The organism is Clostridium merdae (assembly GCF_900176635.1).
GTDB lineage: Bacteria > Bacillota > Clostridia > Oscillospirales > Acutalibacteraceae > Faecalispora > Faecalispora merdae.
Window position 1 is genome coordinate 1,245,743 of record NZ_FXLN01000004.1, and the last position, 24,075, is coordinate 1,269,817.

At 42.6% G+C, this 24,075-nt stretch carries 24 protein-coding genes and 2 tRNA genes; 6 read left to right on the forward strand and 20 right to left on the reverse strand.

Annotated features, from left to right (window positions below):
- The 3 genes from CAN90_RS11625 to CAN90_RS11635 all read right to left on the reverse strand — a co-directional run bounded on the left by CAN90_RS11625 (position 1) and on the right by CAN90_RS11635 (position 4,121).
- Positions 1 to 2,760, reverse strand: coding sequence for a phage tail protein (locus CAN90_RS11625; protein WP_085833983.1), 2,760 nt, complete (start codon positions 2,758 to 2,760; stop codon positions 1 to 3).
- 332 nt (positions 2,761 to 3,092) lie between these two features.
- Entirely contained in the window at positions 3,093 to 3,425 is a 333-nt protein-coding gene (gene gpG / locus CAN90_RS11630) for a phage tail assembly chaperone G (RefSeq protein ID WP_085833984.1), read from the reverse strand.
- Positions 3,426 to 3,509: 84 nt separating this feature from the next.
- On the reverse strand, positions 3,510 to 4,121 hold the full coding sequence (locus tag CAN90_RS11635; protein ID WP_085833985.1) for a major tail protein: 612 nt from the start codon (positions 4,119 to 4,121) through the stop codon (positions 3,510 to 3,512).
- Between the two features lie 480 nt (positions 4,122 to 4,601).
- Between CAN90_RS11635 and CAN90_RS11640 the strand changes: the two genes are divergently transcribed.
- Positions 4,602 to 5,267 carry a helix-turn-helix domain-containing protein gene (locus tag CAN90_RS11640; protein WP_085833986.1) on the forward strand — a complete coding sequence of 222 codons (666 nt, stop codon included), beginning with the start codon at positions 4,602 to 4,604 and terminating at the stop codon, positions 5,265 to 5,267.
- Positions 5,268 to 5,418: 151 nt separating this feature from the next.
- On the opposite strand, the gene CAN90_RS11645 is transcribed toward CAN90_RS11640, so the two are convergent.
- The 3 genes from CAN90_RS11645 to CAN90_RS13760 form a co-directional block, all read right to left on the reverse strand.
- Positions 5,419 to 5,847 (reverse strand): hypothetical protein, encoded by a 429-nt coding sequence (locus CAN90_RS11645; protein WP_085833987.1) that lies wholly within the window; start codon positions 5,845 to 5,847, stop codon positions 5,419 to 5,421.
- Between the two features lie 185 nt (positions 5,848 to 6,032).
- A complete protein-coding gene (locus CAN90_RS13755) occupies positions 6,033 to 6,179 on the reverse strand; it encodes a hypothetical protein (RefSeq protein ID WP_187138330.1) in 147 nt (48 codons plus the stop codon).
- Between the two features lie 102 nt (positions 6,180 to 6,281).
- The gene (locus CAN90_RS13760; protein ID WP_187138331.1) at positions 6,282 to 6,437 is read right to left on the reverse strand and encodes a hypothetical protein; all 156 of its coding nucleotides are present in this window, start codon (positions 6,435 to 6,437) and stop codon (positions 6,282 to 6,284) included.
- A gap of 336 nt (positions 6,438 to 6,773) precedes the next feature.
- Between CAN90_RS13760 and CAN90_RS11650 the strand changes: the two genes are divergently transcribed.
- Both CAN90_RS11650 and CAN90_RS11655 read left to right on the forward strand, forming a co-directional pair.
- Positions 6,774 to 7,502, forward strand: a complete 729-nt coding sequence (locus tag CAN90_RS11650) for an NYN domain-containing protein (protein ID WP_085833988.1) — start codon at positions 6,774 to 6,776, stop codon at positions 7,500 to 7,502.
- Positions 7,503 to 7,833: 331 nt separating this feature from the next.
- Positions 7,834 to 8,148, forward strand: coding sequence for a hypothetical protein (locus tag CAN90_RS11655; protein WP_085833989.1), 315 nt, complete (start codon positions 7,834 to 7,836; stop codon positions 8,146 to 8,148).
- A 43-nt stretch (positions 8,149 to 8,191) separates the two neighbouring features.
- Here the strand turns inward: CAN90_RS11655 and CAN90_RS11660 are convergent, their stop codons facing one another.
- Both CAN90_RS11660 and CAN90_RS11665 read right to left on the reverse strand, forming a co-directional pair.
- Positions 8,192 to 9,148 carry a ketopantoate reductase family protein gene (locus tag CAN90_RS11660; RefSeq protein WP_159450383.1) on the reverse strand — a complete coding sequence of 319 codons (957 nt, stop codon included), beginning with the start codon at positions 9,146 to 9,148 and terminating at the stop codon, positions 8,192 to 8,194.
- A 27-nt stretch (positions 9,149 to 9,175) separates the two neighbouring features.
- Entirely contained in the window at positions 9,176 to 9,754 is a 579-nt protein-coding gene (locus CAN90_RS11665; protein ID WP_085833991.1) for a TetR/AcrR family transcriptional regulator, read from the reverse strand.
- 453 nt (positions 9,755 to 10,207) lie between these two features.
- On the opposite strand from CAN90_RS11665, the gene CAN90_RS11670 reads away from it, so the two are divergent.
- Positions 10,208 to 10,804, forward strand: a complete 597-nt coding sequence (locus tag CAN90_RS11670; RefSeq protein WP_085833992.1) for a hypothetical protein — start codon at positions 10,208 to 10,210, stop codon at positions 10,802 to 10,804.
- A gap of 822 nt (positions 10,805 to 11,626) precedes the next feature.
- On the opposite strand, the gene CAN90_RS11680 is transcribed toward CAN90_RS11670, so the two are convergent.
- The 4 genes from CAN90_RS11680 to CAN90_RS11695 form a co-directional block, all read right to left on the reverse strand.
- Positions 11,627 to 11,703, reverse strand: a tRNA-Pro gene (locus tag CAN90_RS11680).
- A gap of 32 nt (positions 11,704 to 11,735) precedes the next feature.
- Positions 11,736 to 11,809 (reverse strand) — tRNA-Gln (locus CAN90_RS11685).
- Positions 11,810 to 12,071: 262 nt separating this feature from the next.
- A complete protein-coding gene (locus tag CAN90_RS11690) occupies positions 12,072 to 13,664 on the reverse strand; it encodes an NAD(P)/FAD-dependent oxidoreductase (RefSeq protein ID WP_085833994.1) in 1,593 nt (530 codons plus the stop codon).
- On the reverse strand, positions 13,661 to 14,944 hold the full coding sequence (locus CAN90_RS11695; RefSeq protein WP_085833995.1) for an aminoacetone oxidase family FAD-binding enzyme: 1,284 nt from the start codon (positions 14,942 to 14,944) through the stop codon (positions 13,661 to 13,663). The genes CAN90_RS11690 and CAN90_RS11695 overlap by 4 nt, the downstream gene beginning before the upstream one ends.
- Positions 14,945 to 15,153: 209 nt before the next feature.
- Here CAN90_RS11695 and CAN90_RS11700 point away from each other — a divergent pair, with 209 nt between their 5' ends.
- Together CAN90_RS11700 and CAN90_RS11705 are read left to right on the forward strand one after the other, a co-directional pair.
- Entirely contained in the window at positions 15,154 to 16,050 is an 897-nt protein-coding gene (locus CAN90_RS11700) for a GGDEF domain-containing protein (protein WP_242953639.1), read from the forward strand.
- 121 nt (positions 16,051 to 16,171) lie between these two features.
- Positions 16,172 to 17,116 carry an IS30 family transposase gene (locus CAN90_RS11705; RefSeq protein WP_085833996.1) on the forward strand — a complete coding sequence of 315 codons (945 nt, stop codon included), beginning with the start codon at positions 16,172 to 16,174 and terminating at the stop codon, positions 17,114 to 17,116.
- Between the two features lie 64 nt (positions 17,117 to 17,180).
- Here CAN90_RS11705 and CAN90_RS11710 read toward each other — a convergent pair whose 3' ends face one another.
- From CAN90_RS11710 to thyX, 8 genes are read right to left on the reverse strand one after another with little or no spacing between them, the layout of a single operon-like run.
- Complete coding sequence (locus CAN90_RS11710; RefSeq protein ID WP_085833997.1) at positions 17,181 to 18,389, reverse strand: peptidase U32 family protein; 1,209 nt, start codon at positions 18,387 to 18,389, stop codon at positions 17,181 to 17,183.
- Positions 18,386 to 19,684 (reverse strand): endolytic transglycosylase MltG, encoded by a 1,299-nt coding sequence (mltG, locus tag CAN90_RS11715; RefSeq protein ID WP_085833998.1) that lies wholly within the window; start codon positions 19,682 to 19,684, stop codon positions 18,386 to 18,388. The genes CAN90_RS11710 and mltG overlap by 4 nt, the downstream gene beginning before the upstream one ends.
- Positions 19,685 to 19,694: 10 nt before the next feature.
- Positions 19,695 to 20,291: a 5-formyltetrahydrofolate cyclo-ligase gene (locus tag CAN90_RS11720; protein ID WP_085833999.1), complete on the reverse strand. Its 597-nt coding sequence runs from the start codon at positions 20,289 to 20,291 to the stop codon at positions 19,695 to 19,697.
- Complete coding sequence (locus tag CAN90_RS11725; protein ID WP_085834000.1) at positions 20,282 to 20,821, reverse strand: DJ-1 family glyoxalase III; 540 nt, start codon at positions 20,819 to 20,821, stop codon at positions 20,282 to 20,284. Before CAN90_RS11725 ends, CAN90_RS11720 begins: the two co-directional genes overlap by 10 nt.
- 22 nt (positions 20,822 to 20,843) lie before the next feature.
- Positions 20,844 to 21,725 (reverse strand): GNAT family N-acetyltransferase, encoded by an 882-nt coding sequence (locus CAN90_RS11730; protein ID WP_085834001.1) that lies wholly within the window; start codon positions 21,723 to 21,725, stop codon positions 20,844 to 20,846.
- On the reverse strand, positions 21,722 to 22,633 hold the full coding sequence (locus CAN90_RS11735) for a DUF2156 domain-containing protein (protein ID WP_085834002.1): 912 nt from the start codon (positions 22,631 to 22,633) through the stop codon (positions 21,722 to 21,724). Before CAN90_RS11735 ends, CAN90_RS11730 begins: the two co-directional genes overlap by 4 nt.
- A complete protein-coding gene (locus CAN90_RS11740; RefSeq protein ID WP_085834003.1) occupies positions 22,620 to 23,303 on the reverse strand; it encodes a dTMP kinase in 684 nt (227 codons plus the stop codon). Before CAN90_RS11740 ends, CAN90_RS11735 begins: the two co-directional genes overlap by 14 nt.
- Positions 23,300 to 24,073 carry an FAD-dependent thymidylate synthase gene (gene thyX / locus CAN90_RS11745; protein ID WP_085834004.1) on the reverse strand — a complete coding sequence of 258 codons (774 nt, stop codon included), beginning with the start codon at positions 24,071 to 24,073 and terminating at the stop codon, positions 23,300 to 23,302. Before thyX ends, CAN90_RS11740 begins: the two co-directional genes overlap by 4 nt.
- Between the last annotated feature and the right edge of the window lie 2 nt (positions 24,074 to 24,075).

A 24,075-nucleotide genomic window follows, 5' to 3' on the forward strand; every position in this document is an offset into this window, starting at 1 on the left:
TTACCTCCGTGTAATTAATGCCAGCCGCTGAGCATTTAAACGATTAATTCGGTTAACTTCCGCTGGAGTCGGTGCTGACGGGCTGTTGTATACTGCATTGTAATTGATGACAGGTGCCATTGAACCGCTACTTCCAGCAACAGTAGAGATCGCAGACTGCGTACTCGGAACAGACAAATCCATTTGTGGAATTAATTCACTCACAGCAGATGCCATATTTGATGCAACCACTCTCAAACTATCTTCAAATCCTACGCCAATTCCAAGAGCTATATTTGTTCCTATTTCATCTGCAAACAAACGGGATGGAGAATGTATTTTTAAGGTCCTTTTAAAACCATCAATAATATTATTCGCGAAGCCCCTAATCTTGCCTTGCAGCCAATCCATTGAGCCCCAAATGCCATTCCAAATTCCTTCTACAATGTTTGTACCAATTTCTAACATTCTGCCTGGCAATTCTCCAATGATTCCAGCTACTGTCCCTACAAACATTGGTAATTCAGTTGTTGCAGTTGTAACCATGTTCTGAGCCCAAAGAATAATCTTATTAACAACGTCCGTAAAAAACGTCCATATTTGCATGGGGAGCTGCGAAAACAATGTTCCAATAGAAGTAACCGTATTAGTTGCTGCTGTGGTTGCTGAAGTAAATAAATTCACTCCCCATAAGATCACATTTGTTATGATTGTAGTTAAAATTGTCTGAATTTGTAGAGAAAGCTGTGAGAACCAAGTCCATATAGAAGTAACCGTATTGGTCACAGCGGTTGATGCTGAGGTATAAAAACTCATTCCCCAAATAATGATGTTTGTTAAAACCGTTTGTAAGTATATCTGTATTTGTTCAGGTAGTAACCCAAAACAGCCATATATACCTTGCATAATATCAGACAACTCTGACGTAATCCACCCCAATATAGATGCGCCGAAATCAAGAAAAGTAGTAAACGCTGCCTCGAGCGCATTTCCAATGTTTGTTGGCAACTCAAAAAACCAACTTAAAAAACTTTCAATAACTTGTGGTATTTGTTCTTGTACAAAAGAAAATATTGCGAAACATACTGCTGTAAATATTTGCTTAACGGATTCCCATAATCCGAACCACCACTCAGACAAACCACTCAATCGCTCTTTTAGTAAGTTAAACGCTTCAGGTATCGTAACTGTAAAGAAATTAATTATGTTAGTAACCACATCACAAATTACCTGCTTAATATTTTCCCATACTCCAATAACCGCATTTCTAAAACTTTCATTGGTATTCCAAAGAACTATGATTCCAGCGACAAGAGCTGCTACAGCAGCAATAATTAACGCGATAGGGTTGGCATTCATTGCGGCATTTAAAAGCCATTGTGCAACACTTGCCCCTTTGGTAGTTCCCGAGAATAACTCCATAGCTCCCTTTACACCTAACGCTCGAACTGCTTGTATAGCCAAAACTGCATTTTGAGCTTCAGTTACTGCAAGCATTGCGAGAGCTGGCACTTTTGCAGCTAATAAGACCGTTTGAAATGTACCAAAAGATACTAACGCAGTTGCAAGAACCGAGGCAATAGTTGCACCATTATCCTTAATGATTGTAAAAAGACCCGTTACTTGCTCAGTTATTTTATCAACATCTATTGACGCCATCCAATCCTGAAATCCACTTGTTAAACCTTGAAGAATTGGAATCAAATTCTCCAGTAGAGGCGTTCCAATTTTCGCCTGGAACTGCCTCCACGTTTCGTTTAAGTTCCCCTGTACATTATCCCAACTGTCTGCATCACGAGATGCTTGTCCCATAACTCCACTTAACTTCTGCGAGTCAGTTACCATTTTTAATAATGTTTGTTGCTTTTGTATTTCAGACAAATCATCAAATTTTTTACCAAACTGTTCGGTAGCTTTTGCATTTCTATCTGTCTCCGTAGCGGATAACCCAAGAGCAGTATCATTTTCATAGTTTCCTTTTATAAAAGATAGCAATGTAACACTGGCGTCTTCCAAGCTATTATTATAATAGGCTGCACTATCTGCCGCCGCCTGTAGAGCTTCTTCCATAAACCCCATCGATTCAGTAGCCGTACCACCGCTTGAGTGAGCAAAATCATAAATAGAAGAAGCGGTGCTATTTAGCCTAGTATCTAATATGCCAGTTGAGATCCCTACTCTCTGTACAGCTGCTTCTGCCTCATTGCTTATATCTCCGAATGTTTGCTCAAATTGTGATTTTTCTGCTTTAACGCTAGCTGCACTCTCGATAAATTCTACCGCTATATCCTTGGAAGCGCTGGCTATATCTTTCATAACACTAACAAAAGATTTTTTACCAGTCTTTTTATTAGTATCATTTGAACTTTGACCAACGTCTTGGGAATCGTTTGTCACATCTAAAGAAGCGCCAGTTGATTTATCCGCTTTATTTAAAGCCTTACTGCTGCTCTCATTCTTATGCTCAAGACTATTTACATCCGCAGTCGCATCTTTTATCGTCTTTTGCCAATTTTGTATTTTCTCATTGTTTTCGCCATATATTTTTGAGGAGACAACTAACCCATCTTTCAACCCATCAATATTTTTCTTTTGTTGTTCAATTTGTTTTGCGTATGTTTTGTTCTGTAAAGAAAGACTTTTTTGCGATTGGTTGTTTTGTTCATAGGCTTTTGAGAGAGCTTGCGTTTCAGTTGAAAGATTTTTTTGTGCGTTTGTCAACGATTGAGCTCGCTTTTTATATTCTTTCTCTTCATCACGCGGATTGTTGTCTATTGCCATTTATTCACCAGCTTTCATATATAGACCGTATCGTACCAGAATATAATTAATAATATATAGAAATTAATAATCTTATAGAAAATAAACAGGTAAAATGAAAACTACTATTTTTGTTCACAACCACTTTGGTACACCGGGCGCTCTACGAAATTCTCTTCCTTTTATTATTCGAGTATTTGGATCCTGGTACCATAAGAAATCAAGAAGGGTCTCTAAATTTGTTCTATCAATTTCATATAAACTCCAGGTATAATGTTTTGCAATTTCTCGATATAATCCAATCAATACCATTTCAGGGTCTACATTTTCTTCAGGGGCATTTTGTTTACCCCTTATTCGTTTTTTTGTACAATACCCATGATTCCATATACAAGATTATTAATTTGCGTATCAACTTCTTCACTTGTTAATGCTTTCAAAAGTTCATCTGCAGAAAATTTACATCCATATACTTCGCAGATAAGATTTGCTTTTCTATCATTGCTCTCTTCCATCTGTTTTAAAATATCAGCCATATCGTCCTCTGTTGGATTATCCAACGCTTTTGCCCTTTTGACAAAATCAAGCAATTCACGGTTTATTGCAAAAGCTTCTCTCGACTGCCAAGCCGTTACTCGATTTGCAGTATATAATTTTTTACCAAGTTCTAGTGTAAGAGTTTTCATATTTGACTCCTTTTGATATGTTATCGCCCTTTATTCACACGTTGAGCTGTAATTGTTATAAGGCCGGTAATAACCGGCCTATTTTTATTCACCCAAAATAGGTGTTTGTACCTTTTCAAACCATCCCGCAGCAATAGCTGACTTAAAGTTGGCATCATCAGTATCGGCAAAAATACGCTTAAGACCCTTTTGTTTCTCCCCAACCTTAAATTCATGTGTGGTTACGACAGCTGTGAACGTTAGTTCGTATGTCTTTGCATCAACAGAACCAGATTTGGACGCTGCTTCTTCAGCTCCACCAGAAAAAGTTCCTTTAAGGTATTGATAATAGCGATAGTCTTCTGCACCCTTGTTAAAGCGAAATGACAAAGCTACATTCGGTGGGGTGGGTACACCGTCATCCAGTACCATACCATTAATTTCATCGTAGTCCTTACCCAAAAGTTCCGCTGCTGTTTTGGCCGGAACACCACTTACCGTAATAGTCAAAGTAGTTGTTCCTTCTGAAACATAGTTAAAAGCCGCTTTATTGTCATAATAAGTAGAAGTATTCTCAATCTCAACCTCACTGCTTATTTCAGCGATTGGTGCAAGATATTTGGGTGTCTCTGTAGCATAATTTTTTTCACTGTCCTCGGTAATCTTTGCGTAGTGTAGTTTATCTACACCAACGAACTCAGCGTATTTTTTATCCATATTTTTTACCCCTTTTCATTAATTATATTTTACTGTATTTATTTATACTCCAATTTGTGTGGCACCAATTCTCAAATATCACCTAATATTCAATCCGATTACCTCCCGCAAAAGGATTTCTGTTTATTTATTCAGATTGCATTTTTACATATGTCCTTTATCTACATTTTCAATTTAATTACACCTTCTCTCTTAAAACATTTTAATAGTCACTTTTATAAAATTATAAATATGACTGTAGTAGTATTTGGTACGCACACAGAACGCTAAATAAATTAGTTTTTAAAACACGTATTAAGTAATTTGCTATTGAAAATACTTACATAAAGTTATATAATTCTTTTACTGTAAGTAAAATATAGCTTACCGATCTCGTTTTACTTACTTTTAAGTAAGCTTATAATTTAACTTTAATAGTTTTTAATTAATTTGTCAATGCATATACTTAACTTTAAGTAAGTTTAACGAGGTGCACAAAATATGTTTGAAATATTATCCAATTTGATGAAATTAAAAAATGTCACCCCTTATCGTCTTTCTAAAGAGACCGGAATTACCCAAGCTACAATAAGTAGATGGAAAAATGGAATTACACAGCCATCAATAGAAACACTGCAAACATTGGCGGATTTTTTTGGAGTTACTGTCGATTACTTAACTGGCAACGAATCACATCGCTATAATCCAACAAAGGATTTATTGGAATTAAGAAGTTTTTTAGGGAACGGATATAAACTACGTGTTTATGCTCCAGAATTGGCTGTTAGCAAAGAGTTTGGAAATTCATATGTTCTTATTGTTTATTGCCAAACTTTTGATACCAATAACTGTTGTGTTAGAATTGAAGTTCGTAGTTATACACCTCAACCGCATATTCATGAAAAATTCGATGAAATAATATCTATCGAGTTACTTGAAAAATGTATAATACAATTGGAAGAAAAGTATAGTATCCTTCCCACATATGTAAGTAACGATATGTTAGAGAAAGAGTCAAACTTATCACTTTTGTGTAGAGAGGACGACAACTATGATGATTTAACTAATTCCATGTTAAATGAATTTAAGAATCTAACGAAAGAGAACAAACAGAAACTTGTTGAAATGGCTATATTTTTTAGGCATCAGCAAAATAAAAAGATGTGATTTAATTATCTTCTTAAAATCATATTAAAGAGTAATAACAACGAGATTGATGTCTTTAAAATCTCAAGTGATAGATAACGAAAACGGCTCCTGCTGTAAAGCAAGAGCCGTTTATTCATACTTTTTATCTACTATTTTTTATCTAATCAAATTATAAAAATCTTTTTAATTGTTCTGCGTTTGCTTCTTCTGTGGCTAACAGCTTTTGGGTCAAGGCACGTACAATATCATTACTTCCACTATAATCATGCAGATGCTTTATTGTCTTATTTACGCCCATTTGATTCCCTTGAATCGTCATCTCCGCAATCTTTGAGTCCGTATGGTTAACCATAATCTTACCAGCTGCCATAACATCTGCAGATATTTCGGCAACAGCACCCACACTCTTCGGTGGCTCTTTTCTTAACGCAAGCAAGCTTTGAGCCTGCGCACGAATTTTTTGATATTCCTCTTTTTGTTCTCTAAGCTTTTCCTTTAGAGCCGTACCTTGAACGTAGTTTTGAACAGATTCAATTCCCTTACAGCCCATATCGGTAGTTTTATACACATATTGTAGCAATTCGGTATCATGCATCATATCTTATTCCCTCACTTTAAGCTTAGTATAGCTTTCTAATCACAAAGTATGCGAGGCAAACAACCTACCATTTTATTAATATTGGCAGAGAATCCGTGGGGCTAAGGATAAGACGGAATCTACGTTAAGAAATCTCTGCTGTTCCTATAAAAAGAGCTCTCGCCGTAAGCTAAGAGCTCTTTTTATCAACGTTTTGTGTTAGGACCCAAAGCAACCTTTTTGGTGTTATGATCTTGATTTTGATTTTCAGGCTTGCTTTTCGCAATGTCTGCGCTGATTCCTTTGTTGCTTGCCCGGTCATCGGTATTTAAAGACTTTGTTTTATGATCCATATCATCACCTCAAAATTAGCTTATGCGAATACAAAGCCTTTATCCTAAAAGATAAACCCTATATACAAAAAACAAAGCCCTTGCTTTAGCAAGAGCTTCTCTCTAATCAACTAACATAGAAATTTCATTTTTTAAATCATTCATTATCGTGTCCAGAAGATCCATCCGCTTGTGGTCCTTTGTTTTTTTCGCCTGCTGATAGCAGGCAGTATACACTGCTAATTTGCTTTTTAAAACTGCTTTTTCATTCCGGCTCATAACAAGACCTCCATTAATATATTTGTTTACATAATACAGCATGGATATGTACCTGGTATGAACACCTTGCCGTAAAGACTTGGGCAAGGGAGCCGTATAGCTAATATATATTGAAAGCCATCACAATAAAAATATAAATCTCCATACTGAATGCGTTCTGCAAATCTGCAATGGTCGTAGAATAGGATTAGTTGCTTTTATTATTTCTCAACAAACAATATAAAAATTTGAGAAAATTAAAAGGTGTTTTTTGGCGCCATAGTATAAATCACAAAGCGCGCCCTCTTGACTTTTGTAAATATTTGACATATTATGGAATAAAAAGGGCGGGATGGTTTGGAACAGGAGAAAAAGATTGCAGTATTGCTAGATGCAGACAATGTTTCACATAAATACATATCTGCTATTTTAGATGAGATTGTAAATTATGGTATCCCAACTTATAAAAGAATATACGGAGATTGGACGAAGCCACAATTATCTTCGTGGAAAGAAAAGCTATTAGAGCACTCAATCACCCCTATACAGCAATACAATTATACAAATGGGAAGAACTCGACTGATTCTGCTATGATAATTGATGCTATGGATATTTTATATACCGGAAAAGTGAATGGGTTTTGCATTGTTTCTAGTGACAGTGATTTTACAAAACTAGCATCGCGACTTAGGGAGTCTGGAATGTTTGTAATAGGGATGGGCGAATCTAAAACTCCAAAGCCTTTTAAAACAGCTTGTGAAACCTTTAAATATTTAGAATCATTGGTATTAAAAAGCGAAGATTCTAACACCAAATTGAAAGTTGCCAATCCACTTATTCAAGGCATCATGAAACACGAGGACCTGATTAAAGAGCTTAAAAAAATTGTTGAGGAACAAGCGGATGAGAACGGTTGGGCATCCTTAGCAATTGTCGGGAATACTATGAATAAAAAATTCCCTGATTTTGATTCTCGGAACTATAACCATAAAAAACTGTTGCCATTAATAGAATCTTTAGATTGCTTTCGAGTGGAATTTAGAGAAATTTCGAACACAAAACATCCGTATATCCAAATAAAATAATAATCCATAGAGCGCCTTGCTTTAGCTAGGCGCTTTTTTATTACCCCTTTTTAAGCAAGCAAAGCAGTGTAACGTTCATTTGGAATAATTACCACTAGGTGGGTGTGCCATACTTTCCTATTTGCAGTTCCCTTTTGGATTTAACACAGTGTTCGTTCCCTAGGCATTGATGCACTTCACAATTATTGCTTGCTTAGATAAAATATCTGGTATTACAGCAGAATTTTTCTATGATATTCGTAGCAAACATCCCATATCTGCACATTGACAAGCCTAGCACAGGCTCCATATTATGTACAAACCCCTTGAGAAAGGAGGGTTCCTATAATGCTTGAAGATTCTTTCAATCGCCGCAGATTTTGGCGTGATGATTGGGATTCGGATGATTGTGACAATCACAGAGATAACGATAGTAATAGCGATAATCGTCGTCGCTGCCATGAGCGTTGCCGTTGGTGCCGTAATGAATGCTGCCGGCGACGTTGCCACAGATGCTGTGAACGTTGTTTTGGATAATACAAAAATGGGCAGCCGCATTGTGGCTGCCCTCAATTTTTTTAAAGGACGCATCGCCCCCTTGGCGGACTGGCATGGTTTTTCACAACTTCAGTATATAGTCGGGCTGCTTTTGCCGCTGAAAACATGAAGCAAGATTAAGGCGCATATTAGGGAACAAAAGATACGCCAGGTCAGGATTTCAGATTCCGTGCGTTCTTTTCTTTTGCCATTCGATACAATTTTTCCAAAGAAGGTAATGGATATTGATACCTCTTAGAATAGTCCAAAAGCTCCTGAGCCAATAAATCAATTTCACCAATAGCAGCCCGAGAATGGTCAATCGCCATGATTTTCCCTGTTTTTGTAGCAAGAAGCCGCGCCAGAATCCACCGCCACCGTTTCGCTGGCCAGTTCATTAACCTCTTGCTGTGAGGCGGCTCATTTCGAATGTCTTGTCTTTCAAACATCTGGATTGCTTCTATGGTAGCATTGACAGCAATCAACAATGCTTGCGATTTCCTTAAATTGCGTCCGGCTGTACTTTCACACTGTATGGCAAGGGCCAGCGGAGTAATCATAGCACTGTGGTGCTTTAACCAGGCGCTTATATCATTTTTCAAAATCGGCTGTATATCAGTACCATCAAGCAGTTTTGTTATAAATGCCTCCGTCTGAGAATCTTTTTCAAAGGGAGCAATCACCATTCTGCCTTTATTGGTATGCCAGTTATGAATTGTAATTCCATCCCGGCGTCCTGCGCAGCTGATAAAACCAAACAACAGTTTTGGGTTAGCGGTAGACATTCTCCGAAAATCTGTTAAGGTTTCTTCGATTTTTCCATTATTTCCTATAAAGGCAATTCGTTTACTCGTAATCTTCGCCAGTAGAGGCAATGCCTCAAAGAGCTGTGACTTTTGTAATACGACAAAGATGATGTCGTATTCGTCATGCTCGTCTAAATGATTAATAACGGATATTTTATCAATCGTCTTTCGTTTCTGCTTAACATGCTGAATAACGAGTCCGTTATTTTGCAAATCAGTATAACGTTGACCGCGAGCAAAGGCAGTAACTTCATGTCCTGCCTTCAGCAATTCATGAGTAAGATAACTGCCTAATACACCTATTCCAAACACTAATATTTTCAATCTGTTATCTCCTACATGTTGATTCATTTATAACTCTGTACCCAATGTTATTGAAATAAGTGCCTTAATATGGCTGTATTTTTCCTCTATCGAATTTACCTCACGATCATGAATAACAGCACTTATGCCAAAAAGAATAAATTGACTAAGCAAGCGAGTGTTTGGTACAGGTGCATTCAAGTTCTTTTTTTCTAAGCCTTCAAGTATCATCCGCTCAAACAAAGGAACCACCTTTAGCAATGTTTTGGAATGCAATGCCGTCATAATCTCAGCATTCACTTTTTTGGTATTCATCAGGCGATATTCGGAAATTGAATCTGGCAGACCGGTCAATAACTGATTCAACTTCTCGTCAAAACTCAAGCCGTCAGCATCAATAATTTCGGTGACTTTGGTAACGTACTTCTCATTGTAATGCTCTAAAACTGCCTCGTATATTTCGTTCTTAGATTTAAAGTAATGATAAAACATGCCAATTTCTCCACCCGCTTCCTTCAAAATAGAGCGTATTGACGTTTTTTCATAGCCATTTTCTATAAATTGCTTCAAAGCAATATCTATGAGCTCCTGCCGCCGTATCTCCGGCGCTTTTACAATTCGCATCATAACACTTCTTTCTCACAGAACAATGTTTTGTATAAATTATATCACAGAACAGCGTTCTGTCAAGAGTAAAATTACAAATCTCACCTCTCATATATACGTGGTATTAGAAGGTTCTCTGTTTTTTAAAGAATAAGAGCACAAACTCTTGTTTGTTGACTTATACAATCTTGTTATGTAAAATGGAAACAGAGATGGTGGTGAATTCAGCATGAGTTCGTTAACCATTGCGAGACAGAAATGATTCACCATATCGCGCAGCTATTTAATGAAAACCGAAGATGAATAAGAGTCACCAATACATATAACGCGGCCTTTTTGATTTTTAAGAATGCAGAAGAGGTCGTTCACAGCATATGGATAGTTGGCCGTCCTTGTGATAAGTCTGCCATGATTCCGAATCTTACAGATATGGTCTGTTCCTATGTGTTAAAATAAAGAGTAAGGAGATATAAAATGCGCGTAGAAAATTATAGTACATTCGCAAAAAACAGCTTACTATCCGGTGTTGAAAAGTCCGGAAGTATACCTTCTCCGAATTATAGCAATTTTAACTTTAATACGAAGAAAGCTCCTGCCATGAGCGATGGAGAATACAAAGAGGCCATCATCGAACAGGCAAAAAAAGACCAATCTGACGGAAAATTTCAGTCAGATTCCGCTGGGTTTAGAAGCCTGGTAAAAAGTTATGTCTCTACTGTTTCTCCGGACAGAAAGAATATTATCTCTAGTGGATTAAAAGCAATATTAAAAAATAACAATCCACAGCCTAAAACACTTAACCTGATTGACTATTTGCTTGGCAGCGTTAAGTATTGTAAAGAAGCAACTGACGTGTCTTACGCTGAATTTTACGACAGCAATGGTGAAATGGTGGCTTCTTATTCAAATGGCAGATGGATCTCTTATGGAACAAAGGCAGAAAACGCCCGTGAATCAGAACTTTTGGGTATCTATAATGAAGCGTGGAATAATGCCGCAAGCGCAAGTCAAAATAATAACTTTGCAGCAAGTACAGAAACTAACATCGCTTTAATTGATCAATACGTTTAGTTTGATTGATAATCCATACATCATTGTGCTTGTAATACATATGGTATGCGCTGCATTCGTCGTGCAGAGATAGGAAGCTAAAAACATGAACCACAATGACGTCTTGGCAGTAAATAATCTATCGTTATGTAAATCTGATTTTTATTGAATTTGAGAAGGCAATCAAGAAAAAGTCGGTTAAAGTAACTTTTACGATTGTAATTATTTGTGTGGCGGTTATCTATGCGGTTGCTATTGTATCAGCCCTGTTAAATACTTGCATCGTATCAGGATCACTATTGATCCTGATGACTTTCTGTTTGATCATTTCCATTTTCGTATACGTTGTGTTTCCATATTGGCTTGGTGGATTACGCTATAAGCAGTATGACATGACTCACAACAGTACTGGGAGGATGATCTTTTATTTGGATCGTTTAGGGACAATGCTCGGGGCAGAAACAGTTCAAACACTATTTTATAAGGACATCAAGAGAACGGTTCAAACGAATCATCTTTATATCATAGAATTCTCCAATAAGGTGTATTCCTTTGTACGAAAAGATGGATTCACAGAAGGATGTTCAAAATCAATTGTCCCAAAAGTAAAAAAGCAGTAGAAATTCAGGAACAATAACGCTATATATGACTCGAAGAGGACCAATGGTTTGTGGAGGGTAAAAAAGTAATCTCCACATCTCTTGAAAGAGATGTGAAGATTGTTTTTTTGACTTGCATCTTACTAATTTTTCGTTGTTTTTAGTAATGTTTTATCATGATACTAGAGGCAAAAAGAAACCCGCATAAACACTGGATTTTCCAGCATCTATGCGGGTTTTTCGTTGGTCGAGGTGACAGGATTTGAACCTGCGACTTCTACGTCCCGAACGTAGCGCTCTACCAAGCTGAGCCACACCTCGAAAAAAGCTAGCCTCGGTTTCCCGAGGCTATATGGCTGCGGAACTAGGATTTGAACCCAGACAAACAGAGTCAGAGTCTGTCGTGCTACCATTACACAATTCCGCATCAAACTATTTAATTGCCAGAAGCAACGTCATTTATTATAGCAAAATTCCAACGAATGTCAATAGGTTTCTAAAAAAAATCCTATAAATATTGGAATGTTTTGCAATACAAGTAGGAAATCTGTCGCTTCTGGGAAGCCTACATATTTAAAAACGCCGGTGTGCTAAAGTCACATGCCGTTAGCATACCCAGCCAGACCCGCACTCATTCGGACTTCACACAAATTTATAGGGTGCGGGAGTGGCCGTTTTCCAAGTATTTTCTATTCCCCAGAATTTAAAACAGCTTCCGCAGCACGGATTCCATCTACTGCGGCAGACACAATTCCACCTGCATACCCGGCGCCTTCTCCACAGGGGTAAAGGCCGCCAAGGGTGAGCGACTGGCCATCTGCTCCACGGATAATTCGCACGGGAGAAGAACTACGTGTTTCAACACCGGTCAGTACGGCATCCGGATTAGAAAATCCGTGTAATCTGCGTTCCATTAACAAAATTCCCTGTCGCATGGATTCTACTACATATGTGGGCAAGCAGGATGATAAATCTGCCGGAACAACACCCGGGCGGTAACTCGGCATTGTTCCAAAGGAATGCGATGCTTTGCCTTTTAGAAAATCGCCAACACGCTGGGCAGGTGCACGAAAATCTCCGCCCCCGACACGAAATGCGGCCTCTTCCCACTTTCTTTGAAAATGCATTCCTGCCAGTGGATGCTCACTTTCAAAATCTGTAGAATTCACACCAACGAGCAGTGCTGCATTCGCATTTATATCGTCGCGAGCCCAACGGCTCATTCCGTTTGTTACCAGTCTTCCCGGTTCAGATGCAGCGGCAACCACCTGACCGCCGGGGCACATGCAGAAGGTATATACCCCTCTCCCATTTTCTAAATGAACAGCTAGCTTATAATCTGCGGCGCCCAGCGCGGGGTGCCCCGCAAACGAACCATATTGCGCACGATTTATCTCCGCCTGCGAATGCTCGATACGTGCGCCAATGGAAAAAGGTTTTTGCTCCATTGTCACTCCCTGTTCCAAAATTGCTTCAAAGGTATCGCGCGCACTGTGACCAATCGCTAAAATTACATGCTGTGTTTCAATGGTCTGTCTTTCTCCATCACGCTCCACCACAACTCGATTTACTTTACCTTGTTGCGAAATCATTTCAATAAGCTTAGATTCAAAACAAACCTCACCACCTAGAGTTATTATCTGCTCCCGAATCGCTTTTACGATTCCGGGAAGTAAATCGGTACCCACATGTGGTTTTGCTTCATATAGTATCTCTTCGGGGGCACCCGCCTTTACCAGCTCCTCAAACACCTTACCGGCACGCCCATCCTTTGTTCCGGTATTGAGCTTGCCATCCGAAAATGTTCCAGCGCCGCCTTCCCCAAACTGTACATTGCTATCGGGATTCAGCGCGCCGCCGTTCCAAAAAGCTTCTACCTGGCGAGTTCGTTTCTCTACGTCGGCACCGCGTTCCAACACGATAGGTCGCTGCCCAGCCTGCGCCAAAATGAGCGCTGCAAACATCCCTGCCGGGCCAAACCCAACCACTACCGGGCGTTTTACAAGCCTGCGGCATATGGGCATCTCGTAGTGGTAAGACTCCACGAGCGAGATTTTCGCATCCCGGCTTTTACCAACTGCCTTCTCTTCTCCGCTTTTTAGTGTCACACCTACGGTATACTGAAAATGGACATCCTGCTTTTTTCGGGCATCCACCGATTTTTTGATTATTTTAAGGGATAGTATTTCTTTCTCCGGCAAGCTTAGGCGAGCGGAAGCCTGCTTTACCAGCTCGTCTCTCCCCGCAGAAAGGGGTAAGGTAATATCTGCTATTTTAATCATTTGGTTTCCTCCATTGCCGCCTCTGCGGCGCTTCTGCCGGCTGCCATACCACTTATCCATGCCCAGTGCAAATTAAAGCCACCGCAGTCCCCGTCAATATCCAGTTGTTCCCCAGCCATATACACACCGGGGCAGATACGAGACTCCATTGAGGGAACCCATAGCTCTGATAAAGGCACGCCCCCTGCCATTACCTGTGCGTGCTGCCAAGGGAGCGTTCCGGTGACCGGGAATTCCCAGCCTTTTAGCACAGCGGCTATTGCTTTTATAACTGGTACTTTTAGCTTTCCTGCCGGTTCTGCCGCTTTGTCTTGCAGTGCTGTTGTAATTACCTGCTGACCAATGCGTTTGGGCAGTACGCCAAATAGCATATCCCTAGCTGGCAGCTCCGGGTAAATCAACGCCAAACGGCGTAACAGGTCGCAAACCTCCTGAAAGGATTTTTCCGGCAAAAGATCAATGGCGATTTTTGCATTCGAACACGCCTTGCCTTGAACGGTTTTCAGTGCCGCAAATTCAGACGCTAGGCGGGATAGCTGAAACACACATACACCGGATAACCCCCGCTCGGTAAACTGGATTTCTCCCAATTCTTCTTTTACGGCATGACCATCTGCCAGAAAGCGAACTGCGCCGGGGCACCGCACACCCTTAAGCGCACGAACAAGAGTCGGAGGAACCGTTACCTGCACCAAAGCCGGAAAGAGTGCCGTTTGGCTATGGCCAAGCGCAGCCGCCAGTGACACGCCTTGCTCAGAGCTGATTTGAGGCGAGGCTTTTCCTCCTTGCGCCAAAATAAGCCTATGCGCCTGAATGGTTGTTCCATTTTCTTGGTGAAGCAAAAAAGCCTTCTTCTTTTTTTCAATACTTATTGTTGCAGAACCACAGAGCTCTACTACACCGTACTTTTGTAACGAAAAGCGAAGAGAATCCAACACGGCAGAAGCCTGGCCGTTTTGTGGGTACACCCTTCCCTGCTCTTCTTCTCGGCAGGTAAGCCCCATCTCTTCAAAGTGGTGCAGAACCTCCGCAGGAGTAATGGATTCAAACACCTTTTGGGCGAGCGTCGCCTCGCCATGGTACAACGCCCAATCGGCTGATTGATTTGTAATATTGCATCTGCCGTTTCCCGTGGCAAGTAGCTTTTTACCAACACGTGGGGCAGCCTCCACCAAGGCAACAAGGCCACTACGTAGCGTCTTAGCTGCTTCACATGCAGCCATCAGCCCTGCGGCCCCGCCGCCAACCACTGCAATCTCAAATTTTGGTGTAATATCCATAAAGCCTCCTTATTACTAGAGCCAAGAAACACTGACCATACTTATACTTAAGAAAACGTATCATTCTCAATTTGCATTTTTTGCTTTTATTACGCTTGAACAGTATATATCTACATGTTATAATATCTTTATTCAACAACTGGACGTTTTCTATCGCCAGAGCGATGTTGAGCAGTTCATGCACTGAAATAGCCGGAGGTTATCGTGGAATGCCCTTAATGGAAAACACACAGCAGCTCATGCAATGTTTGCAGCAATTCAATAAAATGTATAATCTGGTTCGTATTATTGATCCACTCAAAAAACGTGTTGTTACACTGTCCTGCAACCAAACAGAACTGATTGAGGAAAGCATTTGCTACGAACTATGGAAAAAGAACAGCCACTGTGCCAACTGCGTTTCCATGCGCGCTGCGAATGAAAATGATACCTTTTTAAAGATAGAATACAATAAAGATAAAATATTTATGGTGTTCGCCACACCAATTGTGCTCAACAAAGTTACTTATATTGTTGAAATGCTAAAGGATATTTCTGAAACGGGTATCGTACCAGACCTAAAAGGAAAAAGCATTCAAGAAATTAGCGAGATAATTGAGCACCTGAATCAGGCTGCGATAACGGATGAGCTTACCCAAATATATAACCGGCGTTTTATTAACGAAAAATTACCGGTTGATCTCTATTCCACCACATTAAACCATGGCGTTCTTTCTGCCATGTTAATTGATATTGACGAGTTTAAATCCATTAACGATTCCAACGGACACACAATGGGTGACAAGGTACTGCAAAGAGCCGCTCAGATTCTAAAAAATAACACCCGTGATAAAAAAGATTGGGTAGCCCGGTACGGCGGCGATGAATTCTTAATGGTTTTGCCGGAAACCGACAAAAAAGCGGCGCTTCGCATTGCAGAAAAAATCCGCCAACAAATGGAACAGGAAATCTTTGAGCTTCGCGGCAACAGGGTTTCCCTTACAATAAGCTGCGGTGTTTCCACAATCAATAAAACAGACGAGCTCTCTGCCACAGAATTTTTTGAGGAGCTAGATAAAAAGCTGTATAAGGCAAAAAGCAACGGCAAAAATACAATTTCAAGATAATAATTCTATTTGATAGATTGTAAAATGAAGTGCGCCAGAGATATAGGGTAAAAAATAGCCCATACTGAAAACTTCGTGTAGAATGGAGTTGTCTAGACAACATTCAAACGGAGGCAACAGTATGAGCTACCACCATTTTACCACATATGAGCGCGGCAGGATAGAAGAATTATTGTCACTAGGTTACTCGCACAGAAAAATTGCGCAAAGGCTAGGTCGCCATCGTTCGAGTATTGACCGTGAGATTCACCGTAATGCGACCAGTGAAGGCTATGGCGGTGAGCATGCACAGGTTGCATACAGTACTCGACGCAAACATTCTAAACCCAAGGGAAAACGCACGGATGATTTAGTTGCTACAATCACAAAAAAGCTTTGGGCAACTTGGTCACCTGAACAAATTGCCCATACAGTAACATTAGGAAGAGTCAGTTTTAAAACCATATACAATTGGCTTTATTCTGGTGTTCTTTCAGCAGTTACCGTGCGGAACCTACGGCAAAAGGGTAGTCGCAGAAAGACTGAAAAGCGTGGTAAGTTTTCTATGGGAATACCCATCTCTGAGCGACCACACGAGGTCAAAAGCAGAGAAGTTTTTGGTCACTGGGAACTGGACAGTATGGTTTCCAGCCGTGGAGAAAGCAAAGGTTGTTTTGCTACCTTTGTAGAAAGGAAAAGCCGTCTGTACACTGCTTTCAAAACACCAGATAGAACTGCTTCTTCTATGCAAACAGCCATTACTTCACTTTACAATATCCTTCCAAAGGGTGCTTTTCAAACTGGAACGACAGACCGTGGTAAAGAATTTGCTTGCTGTACAGCGATTAAAGAACAATTGGGTTTAACTTTGTATTTTGCTGACCCCTACTCTTCTTGGCAGCGTGGAAGCAACGAGAATTCCAACGGTCTATTGCGGGAGTTTTATCCTAAGAAAACAAACCTTGCTTTGGTCTGCCAAGAACAATTAACTCACAACCTCTTTCTCATCAACTCCAGACCTCGTAAGTGTTTGGGGTGGAAATCCCCCATTCAAGTCTTTCTTCACGAAGTGGCGCACTTGTCTTGACAATTCATCATTTATAAAAGGGCAGAAAGCATTGTTGGCTTTCTGCCCTTTTATCTTTACACAATCATTCACCGCGTTTACGCCGCAGCAACGCACCGGGTTTTATCGGTTGCTCCGTTTTGGTTAAGACCTTCATCATTGCATGAGGAGCCGCTTCAATGGGCTGCATCTTCGCGTCGAACAGTTGCCCTAGTGTAATTATAGTAGGCTTTGAGCCAGGCTCTAACACATCCAATGTATCACCCGGGAAAAAGCGGTTACGCTGCGACAAGGTGGCAACACCGTCTTCCCAGCCCTCACAGACCGCAGCGACGTCATACTCACGCACATATCCGCCGTTTTGGTACACCTGCCCCGGCTGGCCAAAGTAGAAGCCGGTGCTATATTCCCGGTGGCTGATTTTGTTGAGCTCGTCTGCAATCCATTCCGGCAGCGGCTCACCCGGGTGCTCCTGGCAGAAATCAATTGCATTGCGGTACGCATTGACCGTTACTGCAACATAATAGGCCGATTTGGCTCTGCCCTCAATTTTCAAGCTGCTTACTCCCGCCTTTTGCAGCTCCGGAATGTAGCGTATCATGCACATATCGCGAGAATTCATAATGTATGTTCCGCGCTCATCTTCCTCAATAGGGTAATACTCACCCGGGCGTTTTTCTTCCACAAGCCGGTAAGACCATCGGCAGGGCTGTGCACAATCGCCACGGTTCGCATCTCTACCCGTCATGTAATTCGACAGTAAGCACCTACCAGAGAAAGACATACACATGGAACCGTGCACAAACACCTCTAGCTCCAGTTTTGAGGGAGTTTTGGCACGAATTTGTGAAATTTCATCCATACTCAGCTCTCTTGCCAATACCACACGGGAAGCACCCATCTCATAAAACGCATTCGCCGTTTCGTGGTTTACCACACCCGCCTGTGTAGACACATGCAGCTCTACATTGGGTGCATGCTTTTGCGCTAATCTCATAACGCCAAGGTCTGCAATAATAAAAGCATCTACGCCTACCTCCTGCGCATGGCGCAGAAAATCCGGCAGGCGGTCCATTTCATCCACACGAGGCAAAACATTACAGGTCATGTGAACACGGGTACCCTGTCGGTGTGCTGCCTCAACAGCGGCCGCAAGCTCCTCGGGTGAAAAATTGGCAGGGCCGGCTCTCATTCCAAATTCCTTCGCTGCCAAGTAAACAGCGTCTGCTCCAAAGGCCAGAGCAGATTCCAGCCGTTCGTAATCTCCCGCAGGAGCCAATAGTTCCATCTTCACTTAGTTAGACCCGCCTTTTTTAAGTTTTTCTGATGCTGCTCTGCGGTTTTCGCATAATATGCCTTACCATCCGCAGAGTGGCAGAAGTAATAATAATCGGTTTTTGCCGGACTCAGCGCCGCGTTAATTGCGGCAATACCCGGGTTCACAATTGGCCCCGGAGGAAGCCCGGTAATCTCATAGGTGTTGTACCGGCTCGTGTACGTATCCCTCTGCGCCTCAGGCACCTGTGCCTTTGTGCGGTAGGGGTAGAATATGGTAGAATCGCAGCCAAGCTTTTGTGTTCCCGTTGCTACACCATTCTTTAAGCGGTTGTGCAGTACAGAAGAGACCTGTAGCATATCGTCTTCATCCGCCGATTCCGCCTGAATAATGGAGGCAAGGTTCAGCACTTCATCAATGCTCATCCCCTGCTCCTTCGCCTTATCGCGAATGGCAGTTGTAAGCTTTTTACTGGTATTGTTAATCATTTTGCCCAGTGCCTGCTTGGGGTCCTCATCCTTATAAAACTCGTAGGTGTCTGGGAACAGGTAGCCTTCCAGCATATAATAGCGATTGCTGGCATTTCCAAGCGATTTAATAAGTTCATAATTATTGAAATCCTGCGAGTTCGCATACTCTAAGATTTCTTTGGCAGAACAAACGCCGCTTTTCTCCATTAGTGCGGCAATCTCCTGCACATTTAAACCTTCTTGGAACATGACCTTAACAATATCGGTACGATTGTTGTCGGTTTGAAGGTAATTGATAATCGCCTCGTAATCCATGTCTGTTTCCAACTCAAAGGTACCATTCATATAAGCATTGTTTGCACGGGTAATACCAGAATACAGTTGAAAGAAGCCAGGCTCGTTAATCACGCCGCCCTTATAAAGCACCTTCGCAATTTCACCCACACTGGCGCCTTTGGGAATGTCTACCGTCACTTTGGTCTGCTGCTTTTGGTAAGCGAGCATATCTGCAATGCCAGTTACAAGGTATTGGCCAATACCAATACCGAGAATAATCACCATCGCTACCCAAATCATGCGGAAAAAGTTGCGATTACGGCGTCCCTTTTCTCGGCTTCTTTCTTTGAGGGCACGTTCCTCTGCTTTCATGGCGCGCATTTCAGATTCCACCATTGCTTTGCGTGTCTGCGGGCTACTGTAGCTGTGCAGCACGTCCGGCTCACCAGCACTTTGCGCACCAGAATCAGCACGATACGCATCATCATTGATGTTTACCCGAAAATCCCGGGCACGATTCTGCTGCTCATTGCTACGGTTCTGCCGCCGATTTTCATCTTCGCGCATAACAGACCCCCTATCTTACTTTTGCCGAAGTACGGCGTACATACTTTTCTGTTACTAAAAGATCGACCGACCTGTCGTAATAGCCGTGCGGTAAATTCCACTGAACGCAAAAGGAATAGCATATACCAACTGTAAAGCCACCGAACCGCGATAAAAAGCGGTCGTAATACCCACCGCCATACCCAAGACGAAAGCCTTGCACGTCAAAACTAAAGCCGGGCACCAAGCAAAAGCCCTTGCTTTCGTCTTCCACTCGTTCACAGCGTTCCACTACCGGCTCCATTACACCGAAAGACGCAGGCTCTAAATCCTGCCAGGAACGAATGTAATAAAACTCCATGTCTCTGGTTCCTGGTATACAGCGGGGAACCGCTACACGCTTTTGGTTTGCCCATGCCGCCCGCACAATGGCAAGGGTATCAACCTCCAGCTCTTTACTGATGTAAGTAAATACCGTATCTGCCTGACTATATTCCCGTAAAGAAAGTAGGCGCGACTGAATTTCAGAATCCAGGCTCCGCTTTTCCTCCTCCGACAGGTCTTCTCTGAGTCTGCGATATTTGCTGCGCAGACCTGTCTTAATTTCTTTGATGTTCTTTACTGGCATTGCATCAAATTCCTCAGCTTTTCCGCGGCATCCTTGTCCGCCAAAAGATCAACCAGCTGCAGCGCAAATGCGACTGAAGCCATCGGGCCACGCCCCGTAATAATTTTTCCACCCATTGTAACTAGCTCGCCGGTATACTCTGCTCCAGTAATTTCCGAAACAAAGCCGTCGCTTACCGTGGCACGCTTACCCTTTAACAGTCCCATATGTCCCAAAATAGAAGGAGCTGCACAGATTGCCGCCACATAAGCACCTTTTTCATACGCAGCCATTACGGCATCCTTTACAATTTGGGACTTCTCTAAATTTGGTGTTCCCGGTAAACCGCCGGGCAAAATGACCATATCGAGGTCACTCAAAGAAATTTCGCTTTCTTCAAGATCTGCGATTACGGGAATTTGATGGGCACCCACGATTTGTTTGCCGCCGACTCCTACTGTTTGAACTGGAACATTGGCACGCCGAAGCAAATCGATCGGTGTGAAAGCCTCCAGCTCTTCAAATCCATTCGCTAAAAATAAATATGTCATATCCGTCACAACCCCTTATTTATTAATCCAGCGTAAGGCCAAGGTAGACCCTGCCGTTATATTCTAACGGCCTGATTGGCCGCAGCATTCCAAATCGCTCGATCTCTCCTCTTTGCGGGAGCAGAACATCATCTACGGGGAGTCGCAGGTGATAGCTGCTTGCAGGCATTTCAGTAAGAAGTCTGCCCGCTAGCGCCGGGAAGGTCGCTTTATCTGCCACTAGCTCCGTTATTTCACAGGAGCCATCTTCTCTTGAGCGGCAAAGTGCCCAAGCAGCGCCTTCTTTTGTTTGGGAAGAAACCAGCTTGCCACCGTACTGGCGGTTAAAGCCCTCCGCAAAATAAAGAGCCTCTTCGCCCCACAGCACAGAACCCATAATCGATGAAAGCCGCTTATTGCGTACTTCTTTCATTGTTTTATAACCTAGAATAATGGAACCTCGCGGTACACTAGCGGAAGAAAACAAAGACAGCTCCTCTGCTGAAAGCGTTACAAAGCGGGTGTAAAAAGTTTCTTCATAACCATAATTTGCGTAGTAATCATACAAAGCATTGCTCGATGGCAGCAAACATGAAAAATGCTCGCCGCGCCGTAAACCCAAATGTGCCGCCGCCCGCAGTAAAGCGCCCATGCAGCCCTGCTTCCGGTACTGTGGCAGAGTGGCCGCTGCATAAATGTAATGGCCGCGCACTATGCCCCCTGGTTGCGCCATACTCACCGGCAGCATGTGCACCATTGCAGCCACCTTGCCGTCAACCTCATACACAAGGCAGGTATGTGGCTGAAAGGCATTATTAAAAAAGAAGGCGGTCGGGCGTTTGGGGTCCCCAAAGCATACCTGCCAAATCGTTTCTAGCTCTGGCTGCATGCCCCAATGGGCCAGCTTGATGATTCTGCCGCTCATTTTTCCGTTCCCTTCAGTACCGCACGGTACTTCTCCAATATAATAGCAGGGTAGTAAGACAGCTTGGCTTTACGCAAGCCCTCCAGCCCCAAATCTTCTTCACGGTTAATATATTGGTAGCCTGCCAAATTGCGGCGGGCAAACTCGTTGTTAATCACAGCATATAGACCGTCGTACCCAGCGAGTGCCTTTTCAAAATGAAGCAGGAATACCTGCGGATTGATTTCTTCCCCAATGGTGTAAGCCACCGGCTTACCGTCAATTCGAATTAACCCACCGGAAAGCTTCAGCTCTTTAAAGTTTGCGAACGCTTTACGAAGCGCGCGCACCTCTTTGTCGAGCCCATTTTCGGGGTCGCACCCATTTTGTTTGCACCACTCACGGCTTACCTCTCGGCAAGCTTCGAGCGTATCGACCGTTACATCTTCATATTCCCACTGGTACTGGCGGTTGAATTTGGAGATATGATTGCGCTTACCGTGGTATTTTCTACCCGCAAGCTCAATGAGGTCGCTGCTATTGTAAATATAATCTGCGCCGTCTCTATCTATACTAAATTCAAATACGCCGGGCATTGCTTCTTCCATGCGGGCAACCTGCTGCTCCGTCATGCCCCACATTTGAAAACGGTACCCTTTTTCCGCCGCATCATCCATCAGAAGCTGCAACGCATCCTGGAGACTGCCGGCATTGGCGGGGTCTGCCACATAGGGGAAATTATACGTGTGAAAATGCTCGCCCGAGGACAAAAGCACATATCCATCCTGACGGCAAATACGGGAATGATACGATTCATTCCAAATAAACAGGGTACCGAACGCATTCTCGCTCCCCATTTTGCCGCTGGCCGCCAAAATTGGCTGAAGCCATTCGCGATCCTCGATCGTTGCATATTCAAAATTTAACATAGCCACATTCCTTTATGATTTCGCTTTCCATGATTTCCTCATGGATTTGCTGTATTTGCTTTAATTGGCCGTTTTCTGCACAAGAGAGAACCAGCCAACCTAGTTTTTGGGCACAATACAAGGCACTTTCCCGGCAAGCCGCCAAAAAAGCCGTATCTTGTTCGTGCAAGTCTTTTTTTGCTTCGTCACCCTCGTACCGTTCCCGCAGCAGCCGCTGAGAAATCGCCAAAGGCACGTCCAAATAAATCACGGCATCCGGTGAGGGAAGCTCAAGCTTATTATACTCAAAATCGCAAACCCAATCCAGATAAGAATTCCAATCGGAGTGGGGCAGCTTTGTCATTTGGTACACCATATTCGATGTTGTGTAACGGTCTGCAATTATCAAATTGCCCGCTTCATAGTTTTGCCGCCAATGCCGCACATAACTCGCAAAGCGATCCACTGCGTAAAAAGAACTGGCCGCAAACGCATTTACCTCTTGCGGGTGCGCACCAAGCTCACCACCCAAATACATTTTTACAAGCGCAGAGGATTTTTCTTGATAATCCGGGAAAGAAACCCTTTTTAGCGGAACGTTATTTAGCTCCAACGCCCGACATAACAGTTCGGTTTGGGTTGCTTTTCCGCTGCCATCCAGCCCTTCGATTACGATGAGACGCCCGCTCACGGTTTCGACTCCAGATTCTGGTAAAATGCGCGAACCTCAGTCATTTTTCCACAGCTCATTTTCCCTTCGGGACAAGCACCAAACACACAGGGTGGCCCGCAGTGAGAAAACAGGTTTGGTGCTACACCACGCACCAAACGCAGCATTTGAACCGCAACCTCCTGAATCTCCCATTGTGCACGGTTACAGCAACGGTGCGAAAAGAAATTATAGAGTGAACGAGCATTCATAGTGCAAATCATTTTTGTTTCGCAGGCATTTGGTAATACAAATCGAGCATCCTCAATTGCTTTTTTCAAGGAAGCACGGGCAGCCTCCTCCGGCTTTTTACCCTGAGCAATCATTTCAGCTTGGTGCTTTTCTTGCAAAATAAGCGTTATGTTCTCATATCGGCGCTGCGCGTCCTCCATAGAGGCAATAAACTCTTGCTTTGCCTCCGGTATATTCTCTATTTCAGGCGGAATAACATAGCCAAACTGATGCTCCGCCACATATCTTTGGCTTTGCACGCTGTAAGAGGCAATGCGGTGGCGGGTCATCTGTGCCAAAAACGCACGCGATACACCCTCAATTGCAAATGTAAATGAAGCATGCTCAATGGGGCTTTCATGCCCAATTTCAGAGAGCATCTCCACAAAACGAGCTGTTTTTTCTTCGGTAAGCCCGTCCATAATATGTTCCACACCCGCAGCGGAATAACAGAGCTTAGCGGCAGCTGCCACCGTCTGTTCCGGCTGCGGAGTATATGCGATTAGTGCAACTTTAACCATTG

Coding starts and splice junctions, on each gene's coding strand:
- CAN90_RS11695 (WP_085833995.1), bottom strand. CDS start 14,944: ATGGATATTACACCAAAATTTGAGATTGCAGTGGTTGGCGGCGGGGCC.
- CAN90_RS13755 (WP_187138330.1), bottom strand. CDS start 6,179: ATGGATCATAAAACAAAGTCTTTAAATACCGATGACCGGGCAAGCAAC.
- mltG (WP_085833998.1), bottom strand. CDS start 19,684: ATGCGCGAAGATGAAAATCGGCGGCAGAACCGTAGCAATGAGCAGCAG.
- gpG (WP_085833984.1), bottom strand. CDS start 3,425: ATGAAAACTCTTACACTAGAACTTGGTAAAAAATTATATACTGCAAAT.
- CAN90_RS11700 (WP_242953639.1), top strand. CDS start 15,154: ATGCCCTTAATGGAAAACACACAGCAGCTCATGCAATGTTTGCAGCAA.
- CAN90_RS11670 (WP_085833992.1), top strand. CDS start 10,208: ATGCGCGTAGAAAATTATAGTACATTCGCAAAAAACAGCTTACTATCC.
- CAN90_RS13760 (WP_187138331.1), bottom strand. CDS start 6,437: ATGAGCCGGAATGAAAAAGCAGTTTTAAAAAGCAAATTAGCAGTGTAT.
- CAN90_RS11625 (WP_085833983.1), bottom strand. CDS start 2,760: ATGGCAATAGACAACAATCCGCGTGATGAAGAGAAAGAATATAAAAAG.
- CAN90_RS11720 (WP_085833999.1), bottom strand. CDS start 20,291: ATGCCAGTAAAGAACATCAAAGAAATTAAGACAGGTCTGCGCAGCAAA.
- CAN90_RS11640 (WP_085833986.1), top strand. CDS start 4,602: ATGTTTGAAATATTATCCAATTTGATGAAATTAAAAAATGTCACCCCT.
- CAN90_RS11665 (WP_085833991.1), bottom strand. CDS start 9,754: ATGATGCGAATTGTAAAAGCGCCGGAGATACGGCGGCAGGAGCTCATA.
- CAN90_RS11645 (WP_085833987.1), bottom strand. CDS start 5,847: ATGATGCATGATACCGAATTGCTACAATATGTGTATAAAACTACCGAT.
- CAN90_RS11730 (WP_085834001.1), bottom strand. CDS start 21,725: ATGAGCGGCAGAATCATCAAGCTGGCCCATTGGGGCATGCAGCCAGAG.
- thyX (WP_085834004.1), bottom strand. CDS start 24,073: ATGGTTAAAGTTGCACTAATCGCATATACTCCGCAGCCGGAACAGACG.
- CAN90_RS11690 (WP_085833994.1), bottom strand. CDS start 13,664: ATGATTAAAATAGCAGATATTACCTTACCCCTTTCTGCGGGGAGAGAC.
- CAN90_RS11635 (WP_085833985.1), bottom strand. CDS start 4,121: ATGGATAAAAAATACGCTGAGTTCGTTGGTGTAGATAAACTACACTAC.
- CAN90_RS11725 (WP_085834000.1), bottom strand. CDS start 20,821: ATGACATATTTATTTTTAGCGAATGGATTTGAAGAGCTGGAGGCTTTC.
- CAN90_RS11735 (WP_085834002.1), bottom strand. CDS start 22,633: ATGTTAAATTTTGAATATGCAACGATCGAGGATCGCGAATGGCTTCAG.
- CAN90_RS11705 (WP_085833996.1), top strand. CDS start 16,172: ATGAGCTACCACCATTTTACCACATATGAGCGCGGCAGGATAGAAGAA.